Raw genomic sequence first — 21,462 nt, 5'->3', positions numbered from 1 at the left:
AGTTTGCAACGGATTTCACAAATATTGTTATTTTCGCGGCATGGAAACAGTAGTAAGCGGAATCAGGCCTACGGGCAACCTGCACCTTGGCAATTATTTTGGTGCTATCAAGAATTTTATCAGGATGCAGGAAGAAAACAATTGTTTTTTCTTCATTGCCGACTATCATTCACTCACCACACATCCGACACCGGCCGACTTGCATGGCAATGTCAGGCAGGTGCTGGCAGAATATCTGGCTTGCGGTCTGGATCCTGAAAAAGCTACCATTTACATTCAAAGTGATCTGCAAGAAGTCACGGAACTGTATTTACTTCTGAATATGAATGCATATGTCGGAGAGCTGGAACGCTGTACTTCTTTTAAGGAAAAAGTCAGGAAGCAACCCGACAACGTGAATGCAGGCCTCCTCACCTATCCGACCCTGATGGCTGCTGATGTTATCATACACAAGGCAGCCAAAGTCCCGGTTGGCAAAGACCAGGAGCAAAATCTGGAGATGATGCGGACTTTTGCAAGAAGGTTCAACCGGATGTACAATGTGGAATATTTCCCTATCCCGGAAGCTTATAACTTTGGCAAAGCCCTGGTAAAGATCCCCGGACTTGATGGTACGGGAAAAATGGGTAAATCCGAAGGCGAGGGCAATGCCGTATTCCTCTTTGACGAACCCGAAGTCATCAGGAAAAAAGTAATGCGTGCCGTTACAGATGCAGGTCCGCAACAAATGAACCAGGAAAAGCCTGAAGTGATACAAAACCTGTTCACTCTCATGGAGGTTGTTTCAAAACCGGAAACCATAACCCATTTCGATGAGATGTACAATGCCTGCACCATTCGTTACGGTGACCTGAAAAAACAACTGGCTGAAGATATGATCCGGTTTACTGAACCCATCCGGGAACGCATCAAGGAGATAATAGCAGACAGGGATTATCTTCATAAAGTAACCCGGGAAGGGAGCGAAAAAGCCAGGATAAGCGCATCAAAGACCATTAAGGAAGTAAGGGAAATCATAGGATTCAAACCATTTTAAGACAATCAACAATCTGCCTTCCCACTTGTTATTATAGTAATAAGCATACCTTGCCGGAACCTATCAGTACAAAAAAAATCAAGGAAAGAGCCATCCTTATCGGGATAGCCACAACGCGTGAAGAACGGGGAAAACTTCAGGAACACCTCAACGAATTGGCTTTCCTGCTTGACACAGCAGGAGGAATAACCGTTAAGCAGTTTACTCAGATTTTACCCATTCGGGACTCCCGCACTTTCGTTGGCTCGGGAAAACTGGCGGAAATAAAAAATTTCGTTACAAACAACGAGATCGATATGGCTATTTTCGACGATGAACTGAGTCCTTCTCAAATCAGGAACATCGAAAAAGATTTGCAATGCAAGATCCTTGACCGTAACAACCTCATCCTGGATATCTTTGCAAGCAGGGCCCGGACCTCCCATGCAAAAACGCAGGTGGAACTTGCACAATACGAGTACCTCCTGCCCAGACTAACCAGGATGTGGACCCATCTCTCCAAGCAGAAGGGCGGCATAGGCTTGAAAGGGCCTGGTGAGAAAGAGATTGAAACCGACCGCCGCATCATCCGTGAGCGCATTGCCCTGTTAAAAACCAAGCTGGAAGAGATAGACCGTCAGAAGACCACTCAGCGCAAACACCGGAAAAGTCTCATCAGGGTTGCCCTGGTTGGATATACCAATACCGGTAAATCAACCATAATGAACCTTATCAGCAAATCCGATGTGCTCGAGGAAAATAAACTCTTCGCCACCCTGGATACTACCGTCAGGAAAGTTGTAATTGGAAACCTCCCCTTTTTGCTCTCCGATACCGTCGGCTTTATCCGAAAACTGCCCCACAGCCTGATCGAATCCTTCAAATCGACACTCGATGAAGTCAGGGAAGCAGATATCCTCTTGCATGTAGTGGATATATCCCATCCTGAATTTGAAGACCATATCCGTGTGGTGCGGCAAACGCTGGCGGAAATCGGTGTGATTGACAAACCTGTTTACATGGTTTTCAATAAGATTGATGCTTACTCTTTCCTGGAAAAAGACCCATACGACCTGGGCCCCCTTACCAAAGCCAACTACTCGCTTGATGACCTGAAAGCCACATGGATGGCAAGAGACCATGATCCTTGTATCTTTATCTCCGCAAAGCAGAAACAAAACATCGATAGCTTTAAAATGCTCTTATATAACAAGGTAAAAGAACTGCACCTCAAACGCTGGCCTTACGATAATCTTCTATACAAAGATCCTGAGGATATGTTTACCTGATCAGGAATTCCTTCCTGGTAAATGGAAGGCTTTCTTTTTCAACATGGAAAGTCAGCCAGTCTATAATCTGAAGTGCAGTAGGCTCATCCAGGCGGGCAATCTCATAACGATACATAAAATGATGCCGGTTCTTTTCCTTTTGCCCTTCCTGACCTTTTCCCCGATCATGTGTCTCATCGGTAATTCGCTCCCGGCGCAAAGCATGTTCACTGAGTTCAATGTGAATGAACCCATCATGAGTTGATAAAGAAAAGTAAAGAGCACGAACATGCTTATAGTGAGTCGGTTTGATTAAGCTCTTAAATCCATGCCATTCAAGTCTTTGTTGTCGAAGGCTGGTACGCAGAAAATAAAACTGGTTTTTTAGCTTAGAATCTTTTATTTTAAGGGTGATCTTACCAAAAGGCTCTCTCTCCTTTGCAGGAAGGGCATTCACCCTGTCAACAAGACCGGCAATCTTTTCACGGAAAACATTGTAAGCCTCTCCATGTCTTCGGAAATTTTCACGAATGCGCGTTCTCCGGTATTCAACAATCTTTTTGAAGTCTTCCTTCTTAAGCTTGCTATCCTGGCGCTTTTCGGCTTCTTCCAACCAATGTGACATAAATCTGAAATTAACGTTAAGTTACATATTTCTACGGTATTTCCCTCCCACTTCAAACAGAGCATTGGATATTTGTCCAATGGAACAGTATTTCGAGGCTTCCATGATGCCTTCGAAGATATTCCGGTTATGGACAGCTTTCAGTTGAAGCTCGTGAAGCCATTGATCTGCCTCCTTATGATAGGTTTTATGCAGCTCTTCCAGCATGGAAATCTGGTATTCCTTCTCCTCGGGTGTAGCTCGTATCACTTCACCAGGGATAGTGGTCGGTGAACCTTCGCTCGACAGGAAGGTATTAACTCCCATGATGGGAAGCTTTCCGGTATGCTTCATGGTTTCGTAATAAAGGGACTCTTCCTGTATCTTGCTTCTCTGATACATAGATTCCATGGCACCGAGTACTCCTCCCCTCTCGGTAATGCGGTCGAATTCACTCAGAACCGCCTCTTCAACAAGGTCGGTAAGTTCCCTGATTATGTATGAACCTTGCAATGGATTCTGGTTCTTAGCCAGTCCGAGTTCATGGTTAATGATCATCTGAATGGCAACGGCCCTGCGCACAGATTCTTCGGTAGGAGTAGTGATGGCCTCATCGTAAGCATTGGTATGCAACGAATTACAGTTATCATAAATAGCATACAACGCCTGAAGGGTAGTCCGGATATCGTTGAATTCTATTTCCTGGGCATGCAGCGAACGGCCGGAAGTCTGGATATGGTATTTCAGTTTTTGTGAGCGGTCGTTGGCACCGTATTTTAGCTTCATGGCCTTGGCCCAGATAAGCCTGGCTACACGGCCGATCACGCTGTATTCAGGATCTATCCCGTTAGAAAAGAAAAATGAGAGGTTGGGTGCAAATTCATTGATATTCATCCCTCGTGATAGGTAATACTCCACGTAAGTAAACCCGTTTGCAAGGGTAAAGGCAAGCTGCGAAATGGGGTTGGCACCTGCTTCCGCAATATGATATCCTGAAATGGAAACCGAGTAGAAGTTTCTGACATTATTGAGAGTAAAATATTCCTGTACATCGCCCATCATCTTAAGTGCGAAGTCGGTAGAGAAAATACAGGTGTTCTGTGCCTGGTCTTCTTTCAGGATGTCGGCCTGAACGGTCCCTCTCACACGGCAAATGGTATCTTCTTTGATCTTATGATAAATATCCGCAGGAAGCACCTGGTCGCCGGTCACGCCAAGGAGGAAGAGGCCGAGTCCATCGTTGCCCTTAGGCAGTTTACCCTGGTATTGGGGCCTAAGCGTGCCACGATCGCGATACATCTTCTCAATTTTATCTGTGATTTCCTTTTCCATGCCGTTATTGCGGATATATATCTCGCATTGCTGGTCAATGGCAGCGTTCATGAAGAAACCCACCATCGCGGGTGCCGGACCGTTGATGGTCATCGACACGGATGTTTTGGGTTCGGCAAGGTTGAATCCCGAATAGAGTTTTTTTGCATCATCGAGGCAGCAAATGGAAACGCCTGAATTGCCTATTTTCCCATAAATGTCCGGTCTGATATCGGGATCGCGGCCATACAGGGTAACCGAATCGAAGGCAGTTGATAAACGGCGGGCTGGCATGCCTAGCGAAAGATAATGGAAACGCTTGTTGGTACGTTCGGGTCCGCCTTCACCGGCGAACATCCTTATGGGATCCTCACCTTCACGCTTAAAGGGAAAAACTCCGGCTGCAAAGGGAAACTCTCCGGGGACGTTTTCCCGGAGCACATAAAACATGATCTCCTCCCAGTTTTTCGACTGCGGGAGTATGACCTTTGGAACACGGGTATGGGAGAGCGATTCGGAAAACGTTGTTACACGGACCTCATGCTCTCTGACGCCAAAAACAAACTCGTCTTTTGCATAAGCTGCTTTTTTATCTTCCCATTTTTCCAGGATCTCCCGGTTGCGGGGATCCAGGTCAAGGCCCGTTTTGTCGTAAAGGTCTTCCAGTTTAGCTGTGAGGCTTGCCGTATCATCTTTCTCTGACTTCAGTTCTGTGGCAGTTTGTTTAATGGCGTAAAGTTTCCCGGCGATTTCCGCTTGCTTTAAAGCCCAGGAATTGTAATTCCTCACTGTATCGCTGATTTCCGATAGATATCTTACGCGGCGCGGTGGAATAATATATATTTTTTCCGACATCTCCTCAGGAACCTCCAGGCTGGAGTGAAAATCAACGCCTGTCTTTTCCCGGATCTTATCCATTAGCCCGCGGTAAAGCTGATTTACGCCGGGATCGTTGAACTGTGATGCAATGGTACCGTATACAGGCATGGTATCCGGATCCTGATCCCAGAGCTGATGGTTACGCTGGTATTGCTTTTTGACGTCACGTAGTGCATCCAAAGCACCCTGTTTATCAAATTTATTAAGGGCGATGATATCGGCAAAATCAAGCATGTCGATCTTTTCCAATTGAGTGGCAGCACCGTAATCAGGAGTCATGACATACATCGAAAGGTTGCTGTGGTCGATGATCTCGGTATCGGACTGCCCAATGCCTGAAGTTTCCAGGATGATAAGGTCATAACCGGCCACCTGCAGGATGGATTCAGCGTCTTTCACGTATTTCGACATGGCCAGGTTACTCTGCCGGGTAGCCAGGGAACGCATAAACACCCGGGAATCGTGGATGGAGTTCATGCGTATGCGGTCACCAAGCAAAGCTCCGCCGGTTTTACGTTTTGAAGGATCCACGGAGATGATGGCAATCGTTTTTACTGGGAAATCGGCAAGATAACGGCGAACGATCTCATCCACCATGGATGATTTACCTGAACCGCCTGTACCGGTAATACCCAATACAGGTGATTTTCTTTCATAATTCCTGATAGATTCCAGGATATCGCCAATCTCCTCCGGGAAATTCTCAGCTGCGGAGATCAACCGTGCTATAGCTCCAACGTCTTTCCTGCGAATGTCATCCATGGATACCTTAATGTCCTTTCCTGTAGGAAAATCCGATTTCTCCATCAGATCATTGATCATACCCTGCAAACCCATATGCCGGCCGTCATCCGGTGAATAAATCCTGGTGATGCCATAGTCGTGCAGTTCATCCATCTCCTCCGGGAGGATCACCCCGCCACCGCCGCCAAATATCCGGATATGGCCGTAACCGGCATCCCTGAAAAGATCATGCATGTACTTGAAATACTCAATATGCCCTCCCTGATAAGACGTGATGGCAACGGCCTGCGCATCCTCCTGTATGGCAGTATCAACGATTTCCTGCACCGAACGGTCGTGACCAAGATGTATTACCTCGGCACCGGTGGATTGAATGATCCTGCGAAAAATGTTGATCGCCGCGTCATGTCCGTCGAAAAGCGAAGCAGCCGTAACAATGCGGATGTGGTTTTTGGGTTTGAAAATCCTCGGATTCTGCATAATAGTACGATCGTGTTATCAGGCAAATATATGGATAATTCTTTTCAGGTCATAAGGTTCATAGCCTGAATAACATTGATTTGCCGCATGAAAACACATGCAATTTATTTTTATTCTAAATGATTAAATTCTTATCATTGCGTAAGAATAAAGCAGTACAACCAATTCATTATTAACACTTTCAGCATATGGCAAAACAGATAGTCTTCGCCCTGGTATTAATGATCACCCTGATCATTTTCTTTTACACAGCTTACCGTTATTATCGTTTCTTCAGGTTAACCAGGCCCTTTCCTGTCAAAAACTTCGGGAAGCGGTTCATGATCATGCTGAAGGTGGCCTTCGGGCAAACCAAGATATTGAGAAAGCCGGTGATAGGACTGATGCATGCCCTGGTTTGGTGGGGTTTTATCATCATTCTGATAGGCAGCATTGAAATGATTATCGACGGGTTGGTGGGGACAGACAGGGTTCTATCGGTTCTTGGCCCTGTTTATGACGTAATCACTGCCAGCGGTGATATCTTTGCTTTTATCATCCTGGTTTTGATCCTGGCCTTTTTATTCCGCAGGATTTTTATGCATATTAAGCGTTTCACCGGGGCGGAGATGAAGCATACTTCGCATATGGATGCGAACTTTGCGCTGACCCTGATATTCCTGCTCATGGTTTCGCTCCTGGGAATGAACACCTTTTACATTCTTTTATCGGAAGCCCATGACGAAACCATACATGGAACGTTTCCAATAAGTGCTGTTATCGCTGGCTGGTTTGGAGGTTTACCGGAACATTCTGCTTTTCTTTGGCATGAGATCAACTGGTGGGCACATATTGTCTGGATCTTCCTTTTTGCCAATATTCTCCCCTATTCAAAACATTTTCATGTGTTCATGTCGGTTCCCAACGTTTTCCTGAGCCGTTTGGAACCACTGGGGTATCTATATAACATGCCGGAGATCACTAAAGAAGTAAAGCTGATGATGGACCCCAGCACAGCTTACGCAGAACCTTCAGGAGATGAAGCGGCTCCTGTGAAAAGGTTTGGAGTTCTGGATGTGGAAGACATCACCTGGAAAAATTATCTCGATTCGCTTTCCTGCACCGAATGCGGGAGATGCACTGCGGTATGTCCGGCAAATATTACCGGTAAAAAGCTTTCACCCAGGAAGATCATCATGGATGTACGGGCACGCATGAAGGAAAAAGGTCCCGGGCTTGTCAATGATGAATCCTTTAGTGATGGCAAGTCGCTTATCCGTGATTTCATCACCGAGGAAGAGTTGTGGGCATGTACAACGTGTAATGCCTGCACCCAGGAATGTCCGATCAACATCAACCACCCTACTCTGATTGTCGATATGCGACGATACCTGGTAATGGAGGAATCAAAAGGACCGGGTGAGCTGAATTCCATATTTACCAATATTGAGAACAACGGTGCCCCCTGGCAGTTCTCTCCTGATGACAGGATGAAATGGGCTGAAGATGCAGGCTTGCAGGTGCCGGTCATGGCACAGCTGCAAACCGAAGGGAAGACCCCGGAGTATCTTTTCTGGGTTGGCTCGGCAGGGGCTTTCGACGACCGTTACAAGAAAGTGACCCGTGAGTTTGTCAAGATACTCAATCATCTGAATATTGATTATGCCGTGCTGGGGACAGAAGAAACCGATAGCGGAGATGTAGCCAGAAGAGCCGGAAATGAAATGCTATTCCAGATGCAGGCCATGATGAACATCGAGTTAATGAAGGCCTATGGGGTTAAAAAGATTGTCACCTGCTGTCCCCACGACTACAATACCTTTAAAAACGAATATCCCGATCTGGGTGGAGATTTTGAGGTGATCCATCACAGCCGTTTCCTGGAAGATCTTATCAGGAAAGGCGTAATTCATAGCGGTAATGGCAAATTCTCCGGCGACCTTGTTACCTTCCACGATCCCTGTTATCTCGGCAGGGCAAACGATGAATACGATGCACCCCGTGAGGTGTTGAAAAGCATGGGCTGTAATTTAAAGGAAATGAAGCGCACGAAAAGCTTTGCCCTTTGCTGCGGTGCCGGGGGAGGACAGATGTTCAAGGAAGCCGAAAAAGGAAACAAGGAAGTTTTCCTGGAACGCATGGAAGATGTGCTCGAAACCAGCGCCAATATTATTGCAACAGCCTGCCCCTTCTGCATGGTAATGATGACCGACGGCATCAAATACAAAAACAGGGAAGAGTCGATGAAGAACTATGACATTGCAGAAATCGTGGCAATGCAAATGGGAATATGATATGATCGGAGATCGAAGATCGAAGATCGCAGATCTTACATTTCCGATCTCCGATCTGCGATTCAAATCACCTTGTTTTCAGAAATTTACCAGACTGCAGAAAACGGCCGGTTTCATCCCTAAGCACATAAAAGTAAACTCCTGCCTGCAGGTTACCGGTATTCACCGTTATTTTGTTTTCATTCTCCCATGATCCTTCCTGAACAAGCTGGCCGGCAGCGTTCATTATTCTGAGGTTGGCGTTGAGGACTGATGGAAACTCAAGGTGCAGGTTATCTCTAACCGGAACCGGATATACATTGACTTCAAAATCGTTTCTTTCAAATAATCCGACTTCAGGATTATGCATAAAGCTGAGGGTATTGATCTGTGTTGTACCTGGATCTACATCCATGCTGGCGAGGTAATACCCGGCTTCTGGTGCGTTCGACCACCAATAGTACATTTCCATGGTATCCACTGTTCTGCTGACAAAAATCCAAAACCATAGCAACTTCGTCCATACACTATCCACCATCACCCTTTGTTCATTCACCCTCAGCACATCATAGCTGCCCATGGGAAGGTTCATGGTTCCCCAGGCATCTGTTATACTGGTTTTAAAGGTTGTGCTTTTGTAGCGGATGGAGTCGATTCCGGGTTCAGGACTGGCTATTCTGACATCCACTTTGAACGAATGTTCAAGGGAATCAAGGTAGTTCACCGGAAAGTCGGCCATAATATCTTTGGGTTCAAGGATGACCGGCATTACTCCCAGTTCAGGAACGGGAATGACGGCCCCAAGAATGGAAAGTTCAAGCATGTTTTTTGCAAGGAAACCCCACATTTCTTCATCATTCTGGGAAATTGCAAGATTGGTACCGGGGAAAAAGCCGACATAGGGAGTTGAATCGGGATGGAGGAATAAAACCGTATCGATCTCGTCTGCAGTAAGGGAGGTAAAATCCCAGGTCTGTGCAGGACCAGCCGGGCCGGGCTGAATATGAGGAGGGATCTCATTGTCGTAAGCCATCAGGTATGAATCACCGGGGCCACCAATATTGGCGCTGGTAATGGTTATCTGCCCGTAGGATGTCAGGGCGGTTATAACAATAGCAATTGCCAGGATATATCTTCTCATTGTTAGTAGTTTTAGAGTTTTGATCAAGCGGCAAAAATAAGGAAATAGGATTAACAAATGTCAGAATCATTAAATCTATGGAAGTCTTGGGTTAAAATAACTGAAGTTTAGCATAAAATACTGTTTGGTGTTCTGAGATTACCCACCCCCCGGCCCCCTCCCTGCCGGCAGCCAGGGGGTGGGTATTAAAAACAATAACAAAATCTTGATCCGACACTTCTGTACATGACAAAAACCGCCATCCGGTATTATCAAAAACAACTCTTACATAATACCCTGATGGCGGCCAAATAAAAAGCCTGAAAAAGTCTATTTCAGAGGTTCGAAGTATTTAATAGCATGAGCTGTAAAGGTCCCATTACCGCATGTGTAAGTTACTTTTACAGAAATAACACCATCGTAACAATTGTTCAGGCTGAAAACCCAGTTTGCAATGTAAAGGTTCTTCAGCTGACCGCTGATGATGTTATAGAGTTCCTGTAGTTCACCGGAATCAGGAGAATAGAAATAACGTCCACCGGTCTGGTCAGCAAGGTTTCTCAGGGTTACAGAGTCAGCATTTCCGAAACCAAGTGTGTAAACCGGGATCTGGAATGAATTGGCTGTGGAAACAATGGAACTGAAAGAAGTGTAGGAGTCATTATCGTAGCCATCGGTGAAACCAAGAACAGCCGGCAGATAATCCAGATTTGTATTTACGAAGTTATCAGCATCTTCCAATCCCATGAAAACCGCATCATAGAATGAAGTGTAGGTTCCAACGGGAGCGTAGGTATTTACAGCATCAATAAGCAAAGTAGTATCGGCAGTAAACTCAGTCATACGCTGAACATCATCAGCAAACTTGATGATCTCCATCTGATCCAGTGCCTGCTTTTCCCTGATGAAGAAACGCAAAGCATTCTCCATATTCAGGATGTCGTATGAACTCATACTTCCTGAATAATCCATAGTGGAAGAAGCGGCAATATTGCTGCCCTGCTGGGTAATGGTGCCGAAAGAAGCACTTGCAACCACCACGCTGTCCGTTGATCCTGCACAAACCTGTTTGATCACGAAATTAAACTGGTTAAAGTTTTGAAGCGGAGCTCCATCCTGATTGGTTACAGAAAGGTAAAGCTTAATGTCAGTAGCTCTGGCAGGATTAACCTCGATACGTGGGATGGTAAGTTCCACCGCTGTAGTCTGCAAGTCGGATGTATTGGAATACGCCTGTCCCGCAGGTGGTGTTGGCGTGCTTTCTTCTTCGTCTTTCTCACAGGAAACAAGTAACAGTGATGCCGAAAGGGCCATCACACCAATAAGAAATAAATAGTTGATCTTCTTCATAGTGTTGATTTTAGTTAAGTTTATAATCATCAAATCAATAATCCTAACCCTGCTCAGGGGATAGAATTATTGCTTTAAAAAGTTTCTTGTCAGGAGTTTGGCTTTTGTAAGTTTTTCCAAAGATACAAACCTAAAGCTTGCACCTACCGGCAATTTGATTAAACGACATGAAAAGCAGGATAAGTGCAGGGTTCTATTTATTATTTAAACCGGAGTATTAACCCTGAGATTCCTTGAGATCTTTGACGGCCTGTACAAATTCAGGAAGTACCGCATGCACATCTCCCACTATTCCGTAATCGGCAGCTTCGAAGATGGGTGCATCCTTATCGGTATTGACGGCAACAATACATTTTGAGGAGCTAACGCCGCCCAGATGTTGTATTGCACCGGAGATTCCAAAGGCAAAGTATAGGTTGGGAGCAATAATTTTCCCGGTCTGTCCTACATGTTCAGTATGAGGCCTCCAGCCCTCATCGGAAACAGGTCTGGAACATGCCAAAGCACCTCCCAGCAACCCGGATAGTTCTTCCAGGGGAGCCCATTTGTCGGGGCTTTTCATCCCTCTTCCACCTGAAATCACAATCTCGGCATCGGTCAGAAGGACCTTTCCTGTAACCTTATTAACTTCAACAACTTTTGTCAGGAAATCCTTATCGCTCAATTGGGGGGTAAAGCTTTCAACAGATCCTTTTCCTGGATTTTCTTCAACACCCACGGAGTTTTGAAATAAGGTAAGGACTTTAACGCTTGATTTCACCTCAACATTTGCAAATGCTTTATTGGTAAAGACCTTTTTCTTTACCGTGAAGGGATCCATTTTCGCAGGAATTTCAGTAACCCCAGTAACCAGGCCTGCATTCATTTTCACGGCAACCCTGGGTGCAAGCGCTTTTCCTGTAAAATTGTGGGCAAAGATAATAACATTGGCATCCGTTTGTGCTGCCACCTGGGCAATCACTGCGGAGTATGCCTTATTTACGAGGGCGTTGAGCCTGTCGTCTTCAACTTTAATGATGCGGTCAGCGCCATAAGCAGCAAGCTTTGCCAACTCTTCATCGGGTACTTTACCGATGGAAAGTGCTATCACATCATCTCCGGCCTGGGTTGCCACCTTTTTCGCAAAGGTGAGCAATTCGAAACTGAGCTTTTTAAAACGCCCGTCCCAGTTTTCTGTAAAAACCAATATTGACATTGTTATCAGGATTAAATCTTACAATACTTTAGCTTCATTATGGAGCAGGTCGACCAGCTCCTTTACATTTTCGGCATCCACCATCCTGCATTTGGCTTTGGCAGGAGGAAGCTCAAACGACACGTAGGAGGTAAGAGCTTCGGCAGCAACCGGAGTTTTTGTTTCAAGAGGTTTCTGCCTTGCCATCATGATCCCTCTCATGGAAGGAATTCTCGGTTCCAGGGCGATGCCTTTCTGCACTATGGCAACAAAGGGAGTTTGTGTTTCCAGGACTTCCGATCCTCCGTCGATCTCACGATTAAGCTTTATGGCAGAGCCTTCAATGTTAAGTTTGGATACCGATGAAACGGAAGGCATGTCAAGCAATTCTGCAAGCATCCCACCCACCATGGATCCGTTAAAATCACTGGAGTCGATCCCGCAAAGGATGATATCATAGGGGTCCGACTTCAGAGCTTCAGCCAGTTGATAGGCAACAAAATAAGCATCCAGCGGCTCGGCATCTATCCTTACGGCATTATCCGCACCAATGGCAAGCGCCTTCCTGAGCGTAGGTTCCGTTTCTTTTCCTCCGACATTCATCACAGTGATCTTCTCAATGGGAGTACCGGTTTCTTTTAATTCCAGCGCCCGTGTGAGGGCAAGTTCATCCCAGGGATTGATGATCCATTGAACACCTGCAGCGTCAAATTTTGTATTGTCACCGGTGAATTTGATCTTGGTAGTAGTGTCGGGTACGTTGCTGATACAAATTAGGATTTTCATGGGGATTATATTGTTATATTGTTATATGGCTGGGGTTATTACAATTAAGATTTGACAATTTTTAATCTTTTAATAATGCCCGCGAAATTACGATTTTCTGAATTTCTGAGGTACCTTCGTATATCTGGGTCAGTTTGGCTTCACGCATAAGTCTTTCCACGTGATATTCTTTCACGTAGCCGTAGCCTCCGTGCACCTGGACGGCTTCTGTGGTCACTTCCATGGCTATATCCGCGGCATATTGTTTAGCCATGGCGCTCATGGTGCCGTAGGGCAGGCCGTTGTCTTTCAACCATGCGGCTTTGTGAATAAGGTTCCGGGCTGCTTCAATCTTCACGGCCATATCGGACAATTTAAAGGCAATGGCCTGGTGTTCATAGATAAACTTTCCGAAAGCTTTTCTCTCTTTGGAATATTGAATGGCCCTTTCCATTGCACCCCCGGCTATTCCGAGTGCCTGGGCTGCAATACCGATCCGTCCGCCCTCCAGGGCCTTCATGGCGAAACTGAAGCCGAATCCGTCATCACCGATGCGGTTTTCTTTGGGAACCTTCACATCACTGAACATCACCGAATGGGTTTCGGAACTCCGCATGCCCATTTTATCTTCATGAGGAGCCAGTGAGATCCCGGGGGTATCTTTATCTATGATGAGAGCATTGATCCCATGATGTTTCTTATCGGGATGTGTTTGTGCAATAACCAGATAAACCGAAGCAACCTGGGCATTGCTGATCCAGTTCTTGGTGCCGTTTACCAGATAATGGTCACCTTTATCTTCAGCGGTCGTTTTCTGGTGAGTAGCATCCGAACCTGCTTCAGGTTCTGAAAGCAGGAAAGCACCAAGCTTCTCCCCGCTTGCCAGAGATCGCAAATATTTTTCTTTCTGCTCCTGTGTCCCATACTTTTCCACGCCCCAGCAAGCCAGGGAATTGTGAACAGAAAGGATTACTGCAGTAGCAGCGTCTGCTTTGGATAATTCTTCAAGGGCCAGGACATACGACAGTGTATCCATCCCTCCTCCTCCCCATTCGTGGGAAACCATCATTCCGAAAAATCCCAGTTCCCGGAGATTCTTAATATGCTGCCATGGAATCTCCGCTTTTGCATCCCTTTCCAGGATGTCTTTGAGCAATTCCCGCTGGGCATAATCCCTGGCTGCCTGACGGATCATCTCCTGTTCCTCAGTATACGCAAAATTCATAGTAATTTTATATGTGTATAAATTTATGTGACATGAAGGAAAAACAAATGTAAAAAAAAACCATTATAAACAAAAAATAGTTTTTCATTACATAGCTTCCATCATTTCTTTCACGACATTATCAGCGCCTTCGGCAATCTGCAGGATATTGGCATCCAGCATATAACAAGGGGTGGTAAACACCTTATGTTCTTCATCGATAACAACTTCCCCATGCCCGGTTTCCTCATGGGTGGCCCCCATCTTTTCGATCACCTGTATGGTTCCCTTATCGGTTCCGATGGTCACCACCACATCTCCTATGATCTTTGCAATGATTGCAGGAGCAATGCATAAGGCACCGATGGGTTTTTGCGCTTTAAGCATGTCCTTCACGGCTCTTTCCACTTCCGGGTTTACGGAAGCATCCGGGCCGTCGAAGGCGATGGTAGAGAGGTTTTTAGCCGCACCAAAGCCACCCGGGAATATCAGGGCATCAAAGCCGGAAGCTTGAAACTCTGTAAGATCCCGGATCTTACCCCGTGCAATACGGGCAGATTCCACCAGTACGTTTCGTTTTTCATCCATCTCTTTTCCGGTCAGGTGGTTGATCACATGGTACTGGTCAATATCGGGGGCAAAAACCTCATAGGTTCCGCCGTGTTTCATAATGGCAAGCATCGTAAGCGTGGCCTCATGGATCTCTGCCCCGTCGAAGACCCCGCAACCAGCCAGAACGACTGCAAATTTTTTCATGATTGGAATTTTTAAATTTTCCCAAAAATACTAAAAAGGCGGAAAATGGGAATTCTGTATTCTGTATTCTGTATTCTGTATTCTGTATTCTGTATTTACAATAGGATTGGCAATATGCGATTTTATATTGTCAATGCATTGTAAATAGTAAATTCTCAATCGTATATCCTATTGCACATACAGAATACAGAATACAGAATCGACAATTTATTTGTTCGATATCTACGGCAGAACAATCAAATCTCTCATCCTGCCTCCCAATCAATCCCAAATCCAGATCGATGTTTCAGATTACCCGCCCGGGGTGTATTTTGTGGTGCTGAAGGAAGGAGAAAAAGTTTTGGGGAGGGAAAAGGTGGTGGTTTACTAATTGAAGGCTGACAGGTTTTAAAGTAGCATCATCCCGGCAGCGTCCGAAGGACCTGCCGGCGATGAAGAGTTATACGGGATGGAGTCCCTTTTAAATTCACTGTATCTTAACTCGTATCCCCTCCGAATGACTGCTGAACTCCGGGGCATACATGCATTGTATGGTTGTGATCCCGTTGGAGAAATCACCTGCCTGGGAAGCAACCAACGGATACTCGAATACATAGGTTCCGCGTGGTAAAAAGCCGATGAAGAAATCCGTTGAAGCATCCAGGGTTGATTCATAATAGCCAAGCCCATCCTGGTAACGGTAACCGCTTAATACATTTACAGGCTCAAATCCTGCTGCACGCATGTCTTTCAAATGGATGAACTCCATGTCGCGGTCGCTGCTGATCTCTATCCTGACCTTGATCCTGTCGCCCACCTTGATGGTTTCACCATCCTCAAGTGCTCTTATCACCGGCCCGGATTTGGTGTTCTCTTCCACAAAAAGCTTCTTGTTGATGCTCAAGGGTGTCTTTGCCGGGGTGATCCTGTCGAGATCCTCGAAATACTGCCAGTACATGGCTCCCCAGGCAATGCCTTCGTCTTTTTTCGTCACGGTGACATGGCCCATCTCCGGGCTAATGTCTCCTCCCATCCAGGATGTCTGGAAATATCCCGTGCCGGCTTCCACCTGCACGCCATCCATCTTCCCGGGATCAAATACCTTATCCCCTACCTTAATTTCAACAAGCTCATCGCTGGCCAACAGGTCGCTGCCACGGAGCAGCAAAGCATAACAGGCTTCTGTCGTGGCTTTGGTGGTCTCCCAGTCCTGGGTCTGCTTTTGCTTCAGCAGCCAGATCTTCATCTTCTCCACCGATATCATATCATGGGCCACCTCATCAAAGGCTTCGATCATCAATGCCTGTGTCTCTACCGGGGCTTCATACCAGTAGTATCCACCTTCTTTCCTCCAGTACATGCCCATCTCATCGTCATACAGGGCGTGCTCCTTCAATGAGGCTATGATCTCCGACGGCAACGATTTCACACCCAGACGGTTCATGGCAAGTGCTATCATGCCCTGCATATACTTATCCTGCTTCAACCAGTATGTCTTGGCCTGCTCCCTGAAATAGGCAAATGCTTCCTCATTCCGTTTGCTGAGTTTGATGTCTTCCAGGAAATAGCTTCTCGCATACAGATACTGTATCTGCAACCTTCCGATATGCTGTTCTTCCCTGAATTTCTCAAAATTCTTACTGATGTCTTCATAGTCTTCACGCATACGGTCGTCAAGGTAGAATACTGCTTTGGTCAGCATGTTCCAGGTGGCTGCATCATTGCGGATCTCTGTCACGCCCAGGTGATCGAGATGGCCGAACCCGGTTACCATGTGCTGGGTGATGTAACGGTTATCCTTCATGCCTTCAAACCAGGGCCATCCGCCATTGGGCAACTGTGCCTGCTGTAGCTTGCCCAGGGCCGATCTCAGTCCGGATGCCATATGGCTGAGGTCGAACAGCAACCCTATCCTTTGCTTGCGTTCCGTCTCGTTCTTTGCCTGCAGAACCCAGGGTGTGGCCTCCAGAACAGCCGTTTTCAATTCCTGGTTCTTCTCGAGGTTCGACTGCAGGGCATCCGGTGTGAGGCTTTTCCAACTGTCGAAAACCCTCCGGATCTTCGGGTCGGAATTGGCGATATGCGATGCAATGCTGTTGGCATAATAACGGCTGAATATCTGCTCGGAACATTCGTAGGGATATTCCGTCAGGTAGGGAAGAGCCTGTATGGCATACCAGGCCGGATTGGAAGTGAACTCCAGTGTCAGGCCGTAGTTTCCTGATGTTTTGGATTCCTGCTTCACCAGCTTTTCAAAGGTAAACGCTTTGGTCTCCTTGCCGTTCACCGGCATAGGCATGGTTTCTGTCACCAGCATGCGGTTGGTCAGCACAGGTATGGCCTTTTCTTCCCCGTCGCTGAAGTTGCGGGCGGTGGCTACAATGCGGTAGGTAAGCATGGAAAGGTTCCCGGGTATGCTTATCTCCCAGGAAAGAGCCTGGCTGTTTCCTTTGCTGACGCTGAAGGTGCGCGTTTCTGCATCGCCTGCGAAGATCTGTAATGGTTTCATGGTGATGGCATCGAAGAACTCCAGCTTTGCCATCCCCTCCAGGGTCTTATCCGATAAATTGACAACCTTGGCGCTGAAATCCATGCGGTCGCCCTGCCTGAAAAACCTGGGGGGATTGGGGATCACCATCAGGTCTTTCTGAGTGACAGCCTCCTTCTCCATCCTGCCGGTCTTCAGATCCTGTGTGTAGGCCATCCCCATCATCTTCCAGCGGGTAAGCGACTCGGGAACGGTGAACGACAGGATGACATCCCCCTCCTCGTTGGTCTTCAGATCAGGGAAAAAGAATGCGGTTTCCCGGAAGTCGCGGCGGATCTGCAAGGGTGGTTCCGGCTCTGGTGCAGATGGAGGGGCTGACTCCATACCGGTTGTTTCCGGCTCCCCTTTTTCTCCTCCTTCTCCATCAAATACTTCCAATGCAGCTCCCGCTGCCAAATCATCTTCTACATTCATGGCTGTGCTTCGCAGTCCCTGCTTCAGCATCATTGGCGAGGGATATGAATAAAAACGGAACCCGAACCAGTTTAGCTGATCGTATTCACGGATTGCGGGGGCAGCTCCGATGCCTCCGGGAGGACTGTAAGTCTGACTGTTACGGGTCGTAAAAGCATCACGCTCGTTCCAGCCCGGGAAGAAATAGCGCTGGGCATACAACGAAAACGACCATTGATTGACCCGGAAGGCATCCAGCGAAGCGTCATACATGGCAGCAAGCATCTCGGCAGCTACCTTTTCACCTTTGCTGTCGCGTATCCTGATCTGCCATTCTTCCTGTTGCCCGGGTAATAGTTTGTTCCTGAAGGTGGCAAATTCCATCTCCAGTTCCTTGTTGGTATAGGGCACCCTGATCACGCGTTGTTCCTGGAAACTACGGTTCCATAAAACATAGGTAAGGTTGATGGCAAAATTACCCCTGTCCTCTTCCAGGATGGGAATAGATATATTTTTCTGCCCGTTGCTGAGGGTGATGAACTCTTTCCTGCTGACCTCACCGCCCCTGAGGACTTCAAAAATGACTTTAACACTCTTTTCCGAGCTACCGATATACAGGGATATGCTCTCGCCCGGTTCACCGGATTCCTGGTGCATGGCAAACCAGTTCAGGGCAGGAAGCGGAAGCCCGGTTGCTGTTGTTGAATAGAGCGTGAAAAATCGCTCTTCCCGGATCTCTTCGCCAAAGGCATCTTTTGCCGTTAATACGATACGGTATTTGCCTGTTTTCCACTGTTTTGCAGGACTAAGATCCAGGATGGAATCGCGACCGGAGGAAAAGGAAAGACTCATAATTTCCTCTTCCGTTTCCCAGGTGGAGGGATCGTTCTCATTGTCGTAGATGTCTTTCGGGTATTTTTTGGAGAATTCGTCCCTGCTCATCAGGAAAATGTCGGGCCGATCCCATTCCCTTTGCCTGAGAGGCTTTTCGGGCGATTTCAGCAGTTGGACCTTAATGGTACCCCCGGCTTCCACTTTTTGCCGGTTCAGATTGCGCGTGGTGTAAAGGATCTTTCCCGGATCTTCTTTCATGATCTGCTCAGGAACGGTCATTTCCACGATCATGGCCGTGGCGCCGACACTTACCGTGGTGGTGTTTTCGTGTGTTTCCCCGTTGATGTCCGTAACGCTGGCCGTTATGTTATAGGTAAACACCGGTTTGTACCTGGTATTTACCGAGTAATCCGGAATGGCCTTGAAATCGATGTGGAATTGCCCATTCTTATCCGTAGATGTCTCACCGTTAACAATCTCGGTCACCTGCGACTGCGGAAAGTAGCCATACCACCAGCGCCAGTAAGGGAAATTGGCCTGACGTGTAACCCGGTAGCTTACCCTGGCATTGTCGAGATTAAATCCTGCGTAGGCCATTGCCTCCCCGGTAAGGTGGATGGTTTCGTTGAGCTTATAGGTTCCCTGCAAAGGCTCGAATGTGACCTCAAAAGCGGGTCGTTTGTATTCTTCAACGGAAAAACCAACGCTTCCGTAAGCATCTTTGATCTGCATGTTGCCGTTCATCACTCCCATGGGCGCAATGAAAGAACCGTGGAAGGACCCGTAATCGCCGGTGGTAAAGGTCTGTTCCGACACTTTCTGGTTGTTTGCATCGAGGAAACTCACTGTTGTCGGCTCCCCGGATTTGATCCTGTATTCCTTGCCGTCGTATTCCAGGATGATCCCTTTGAAGTAAACGGTTTGTCCGGGACGGTATATGGCCCTGTCGGTGAAGAAGAAGGTTTTCAGGATGGTTTTTTCCTGTTTGCGGTAAGTAGGGTTCTGGTAGAAATAATTGGGTGTGACTATTTTATCCTTGTCTTTGATAAACTCCAGCATGAACCTGCGGCTCTGACTGCCTGATGCAGGGATACTGAAGTAACCCTGGGCGTCGCTCCGGTAGGACGGGCCTTCGGTCCAGTTGTATTTCCTGCTTTGGTAATCATATTCTTCGAACCACGATTTGACCTCAACATTCTCCATTGGGTGGCCGCTTGTGCGGTTCAGCACATGGAAATCCGTGGCGCCCGATTCCGGTTTCTGGCTCAGGTAGCTTATGTCGCTGGCCCAGAACGATTGCCAGGCGACTATGCTGCTTCCCGCGTTGAACCCGGCTTCCGTCGAGGCAAGGACGACATAATAACCCACCGGCAGGGCCGGGAAGGCCACTTCCGCTTTGTGGTTCTGGTAGTCACCCGGATCACGGGTATCGACCGAAAACTCTATCAATGGGTCAAAATTCCTGTACTTCTCTATCAATGCCTCCCTGCGGTAATTCGCCTGGATTTCCTTGTCTTCCCTGTAATCCATTGTAATGATCCGGAAGTAGGCCTTGCCGGTATTCCTGAATGAAAGAAGAGCCAGGAAAGGCTCACCGCCTGGTACGGCGTAGCCGGAAGTGATGGAAAGTGACTTATTTAGTATCTGTTCTTTGATAACCTGGCAGTTCCTGGCTCCATAAGATCCTGGAAAAGCTTGTAAAGCCTGAACGCAATAATCGAGCGACTTTTTAAGGTCCCACTGGTTTCCCGTCTCTCCGTAAGGCTGATATTGGCTTCCGGTGGAGAGGTATTGTTTTGCCAGGAAGTAGCTCACCTCGGCATAAACTGTGTCGCGGGTATACTGGGAACGCAGCTTTTCAAGTGCACCAACGTAAAGGCTGTCGCTGTATGCAAAGATGGCGTTGTCTTTCACGAAATTCAGCCGTTTGAGATCGGCGTCGACAAGTGCCTGTGGGTTTTTGTCGTTCAGATGAAAGCGGATAAGATCCTGGAGTATCTCCAGTGCATAGAATTTGAGGGCCGATGGATCGCTTGTGTGCAGTTGGATCCCGGAGAATTGGCTTGCCGGAGAAAGATAAGCGGGGTCGTCAATCTCGAAAGTCTCACCCGGACGTGTCAAAGCGCTTTCATCATTCATGAAGAAGTCGGCGGCGCGGTTAGCCAGGAAATCGTACAGGGTTGGCCGGAATCTCTTCGATCCCTCCCTGGTTTCCAGGATGGGATCAAAGCTTTCCAGTTTTACTTTCTGCAATAAATCCGCATTATCCAGCGATGCCAGGTAATTTCCGGTGATCTCCTCCATGATCTTCTTCAGATCCCACGTTTCAATGTCATCCTGCTCCATTCCTGTTGTGACGCTTCTTTCCAGGAAACGGTAACGGTTGACCTGATAATAGCCATAGTATAACTCAGCCAGGACGGAATGAAGTATCTGTTTCACCGGTTCGCCGGCCTTGCCGGCCTCATCCTGTACCTCCCGTATGGCTTTGGGAAGGTAATCCTCTTCAAAGTCCGACTGTAGCTTAAGCTTGTACAGCGTGGCTTTCAGGTATTGAGCGTAATTATTTTCGAAAGCGGCTTTTTCAAGGATCTTTTCCACCAGGTCGAGGGCCGACCTGGGAAGCCCTTTATTGCTGAGGGCCTCGACCTCTTTCCATAAACCGGCGTAATCATCGTCTTGCATTACAATATTATTTGATGAAGAATTCCTGTTGCTTGTGAATGCCGATCCCAGCAACATGATGCTGATAAGGGCAATAAAAATGAAAAGTTTTGTTCTCATAA

13 protein-coding genes are annotated in these 21,462 nt (G+C 47.1%); 4 read left to right on the top strand and 9 right to left on the bottom strand.

Annotation, left to right across the window (positions count from 1 at the left end):
• The first annotated feature begins 40 nt into the window (after positions 1–40).
• Together trpS and hflX are read left to right on the top strand one after the other, a co-directional pair.
• On the top strand, positions 41–1,036 hold the full coding sequence (trpS, locus tag KKA81_08720) for a tryptophan--tRNA ligase (GenBank protein ID MBU2651005.1): 996 nt from the start codon (positions 41–43) through the stop codon (positions 1,034–1,036).
• 50 nt (positions 1,037–1,086) lie between these two features.
• On the top strand, positions 1,087–2,304 hold the full coding sequence (gene hflX, locus KKA81_08715) for a GTPase HflX (GenBank protein MBU2651004.1): 1,218 nt from the start codon (positions 1,087–1,089) through the stop codon (positions 2,302–2,304).
• Here the strand turns inward: hflX and KKA81_08710 are convergent.
• Both KKA81_08710 and KKA81_08705 read right to left on the bottom strand, forming a co-directional pair.
• Entirely contained in the window at positions 2,297–2,908 is a 612-nt protein-coding gene (locus KKA81_08710) for a hypothetical protein (protein ID MBU2651003.1), read from the bottom strand. The genes hflX and KKA81_08710 overlap by 8 nt on opposite strands.
• 21 nt (positions 2,909–2,929) lie before the next feature.
• Positions 2,930–6,301: a methylmalonyl-CoA mutase family protein gene (locus KKA81_08705; GenBank protein MBU2651002.1), complete on the bottom strand. Its 3,372-nt coding sequence runs from the start codon at positions 6,299–6,301 to the stop codon at positions 2,930–2,932.
• Between the two features lie 188 nt (positions 6,302–6,489).
• Here KKA81_08705 and KKA81_08700 point away from each other — a divergent pair, with 188 nt between their 5' ends.
• On the top strand, positions 6,490–8,574 hold the full coding sequence (locus KKA81_08700) for a (Fe-S)-binding protein (GenBank protein ID MBU2651001.1): 2,085 nt from the start codon (positions 6,490–6,492) through the stop codon (positions 8,572–8,574).
• Between the two features lie 67 nt (positions 8,575–8,641).
• Here KKA81_08700 and KKA81_08695 read toward each other — a convergent pair whose 3' ends face one another.
• The 6 genes from KKA81_08695 to elbB all read right to left on the bottom strand — a co-directional run bounded on the left by KKA81_08695 (position 8,642) and on the right by elbB (position 14,922).
• Positions 8,642–9,694: a T9SS type A sorting domain-containing protein gene (locus KKA81_08695; protein MBU2651000.1), complete on the bottom strand. Its 1,053-nt coding sequence runs from the start codon at positions 9,692–9,694 to the stop codon at positions 8,642–8,644.
• Between the two features lie 309 nt (positions 9,695–10,003).
• Complete coding sequence (locus KKA81_08690) at positions 10,004–11,023, bottom strand: VWA domain-containing protein (protein MBU2650999.1); 1,020 nt, start codon at positions 11,021–11,023, stop codon at positions 10,004–10,006.
• Between the two features lie 217 nt (positions 11,024–11,240).
• Positions 11,241–12,218 carry an electron transfer flavoprotein subunit alpha/FixB family protein gene (locus KKA81_08685; protein MBU2650998.1) on the bottom strand — a complete coding sequence of 326 codons (978 nt, stop codon included), beginning with the start codon at positions 12,216–12,218 and terminating at the stop codon, positions 11,241–11,243.
• An 18-nt stretch (positions 12,219–12,236) separates the two neighbouring features.
• Positions 12,237–12,983, bottom strand: coding sequence for an electron transfer flavoprotein subunit beta/FixA family protein (locus KKA81_08680; protein ID MBU2650997.1), 747 nt, complete (start codon positions 12,981–12,983; stop codon positions 12,237–12,239).
• Positions 12,984–13,044: 61 nt separating this feature from the next.
• Positions 13,045–14,187, bottom strand: coding sequence for an acyl-CoA dehydrogenase family protein (locus tag KKA81_08675; protein MBU2650996.1), 1,143 nt, complete (start codon positions 14,185–14,187; stop codon positions 13,045–13,047).
• An 87-nt stretch (positions 14,188–14,274) separates the two neighbouring features.
• Positions 14,275–14,922: an isoprenoid biosynthesis glyoxalase ElbB gene (gene elbB / locus KKA81_08670; GenBank protein ID MBU2650995.1), complete on the bottom strand. Its 648-nt coding sequence runs from the start codon at positions 14,920–14,922 to the stop codon at positions 14,275–14,277.
• 211 nt (positions 14,923–15,133) lie between these two features.
• On the opposite strand from elbB, the gene KKA81_08665 reads away from it, so the two are divergent.
• On the top strand, positions 15,134–15,292 hold the full coding sequence (locus KKA81_08665) for a T9SS type A sorting domain-containing protein (GenBank protein ID MBU2650994.1): 159 nt from the start codon (positions 15,134–15,136) through the stop codon (positions 15,290–15,292).
• Between the two features lie 96 nt (positions 15,293–15,388).
• Here KKA81_08665 and KKA81_08660 read toward each other — a convergent pair whose 3' ends face one another.
• Positions 15,389–21,460, bottom strand: a complete 6,072-nt coding sequence (locus tag KKA81_08660) for a hypothetical protein (protein ID MBU2650993.1) — start codon at positions 21,458–21,460, stop codon at positions 15,389–15,391.
• Positions 21,461–21,462 lie beyond the last annotated feature (2 nt).

It is taken from the genome of Bacteroidota bacterium (assembly GCA_018831055.1).
In the GTDB taxonomy this organism is placed as follows: Bacteria; Bacteroidota; Bacteroidia; order Bacteroidales; family B18-G4; genus M55B132.
This window is presented reverse-complemented; position numbering and strand designations above follow the sequence as displayed.

Bases quoted from the DNA above. Each gene is read 5' to 3' on its own strand.
- trpS (MBU2651005.1), top strand. From the start codon at position 41: ATGGAAACAGTAGTAAGCGGAATCAGGCCTACGGGCAACCTGCACCTT.
- KKA81_08710 (MBU2651003.1), bottom strand. From the start codon at position 2,908: ATGTCACATTGGTTGGAAGAAGCCGAAAAGCGCCAGGATAGCAAGCTT.
- KKA81_08705 (MBU2651002.1), bottom strand. From the start codon at position 6,301: ATGCAGAATCCGAGGATTTTCAAACCCAAAAACCACATCCGCATTGTT.
- KKA81_08700 (MBU2651001.1), top strand. From the start codon at position 6,490: ATGGCAAAACAGATAGTCTTCGCCCTGGTATTAATGATCACCCTGATC.
- KKA81_08695 (MBU2651000.1), bottom strand. From the start codon at position 9,694: ATGAGAAGATATATCCTGGCAATTGCTATTGTTATAACCGCCCTGACA.
- KKA81_08690 (MBU2650999.1), bottom strand. From the start codon at position 11,023: ATGAAGAAGATCAACTATTTATTTCTTATTGGTGTGATGGCCCTTTCG.
- KKA81_08685 (MBU2650998.1), bottom strand. From the start codon at position 12,218: ATGTCAATATTGGTTTTTACAGAAAACTGGGACGGGCGTTTTAAAAAG.
- KKA81_08680 (MBU2650997.1), bottom strand. From the start codon at position 12,983: ATGAAAATCCTAATTTGTATCAGCAACGTACCCGACACTACTACCAAG.
- KKA81_08675 (MBU2650996.1), bottom strand. From the start codon at position 14,187: ATGAATTTTGCGTATACTGAGGAACAGGAGATGATCCGTCAGGCAGCC.
- elbB (MBU2650995.1), bottom strand. From the start codon at position 14,922: ATGAAAAAATTTGCAGTCGTTCTGGCTGGTTGCGGGGTCTTCGACGGG.
- KKA81_08660 (MBU2650993.1), bottom strand. From the start codon at position 21,460: ATGAGAACAAAACTTTTCATTTTTATTGCCCTTATCAGCATCATGTTG.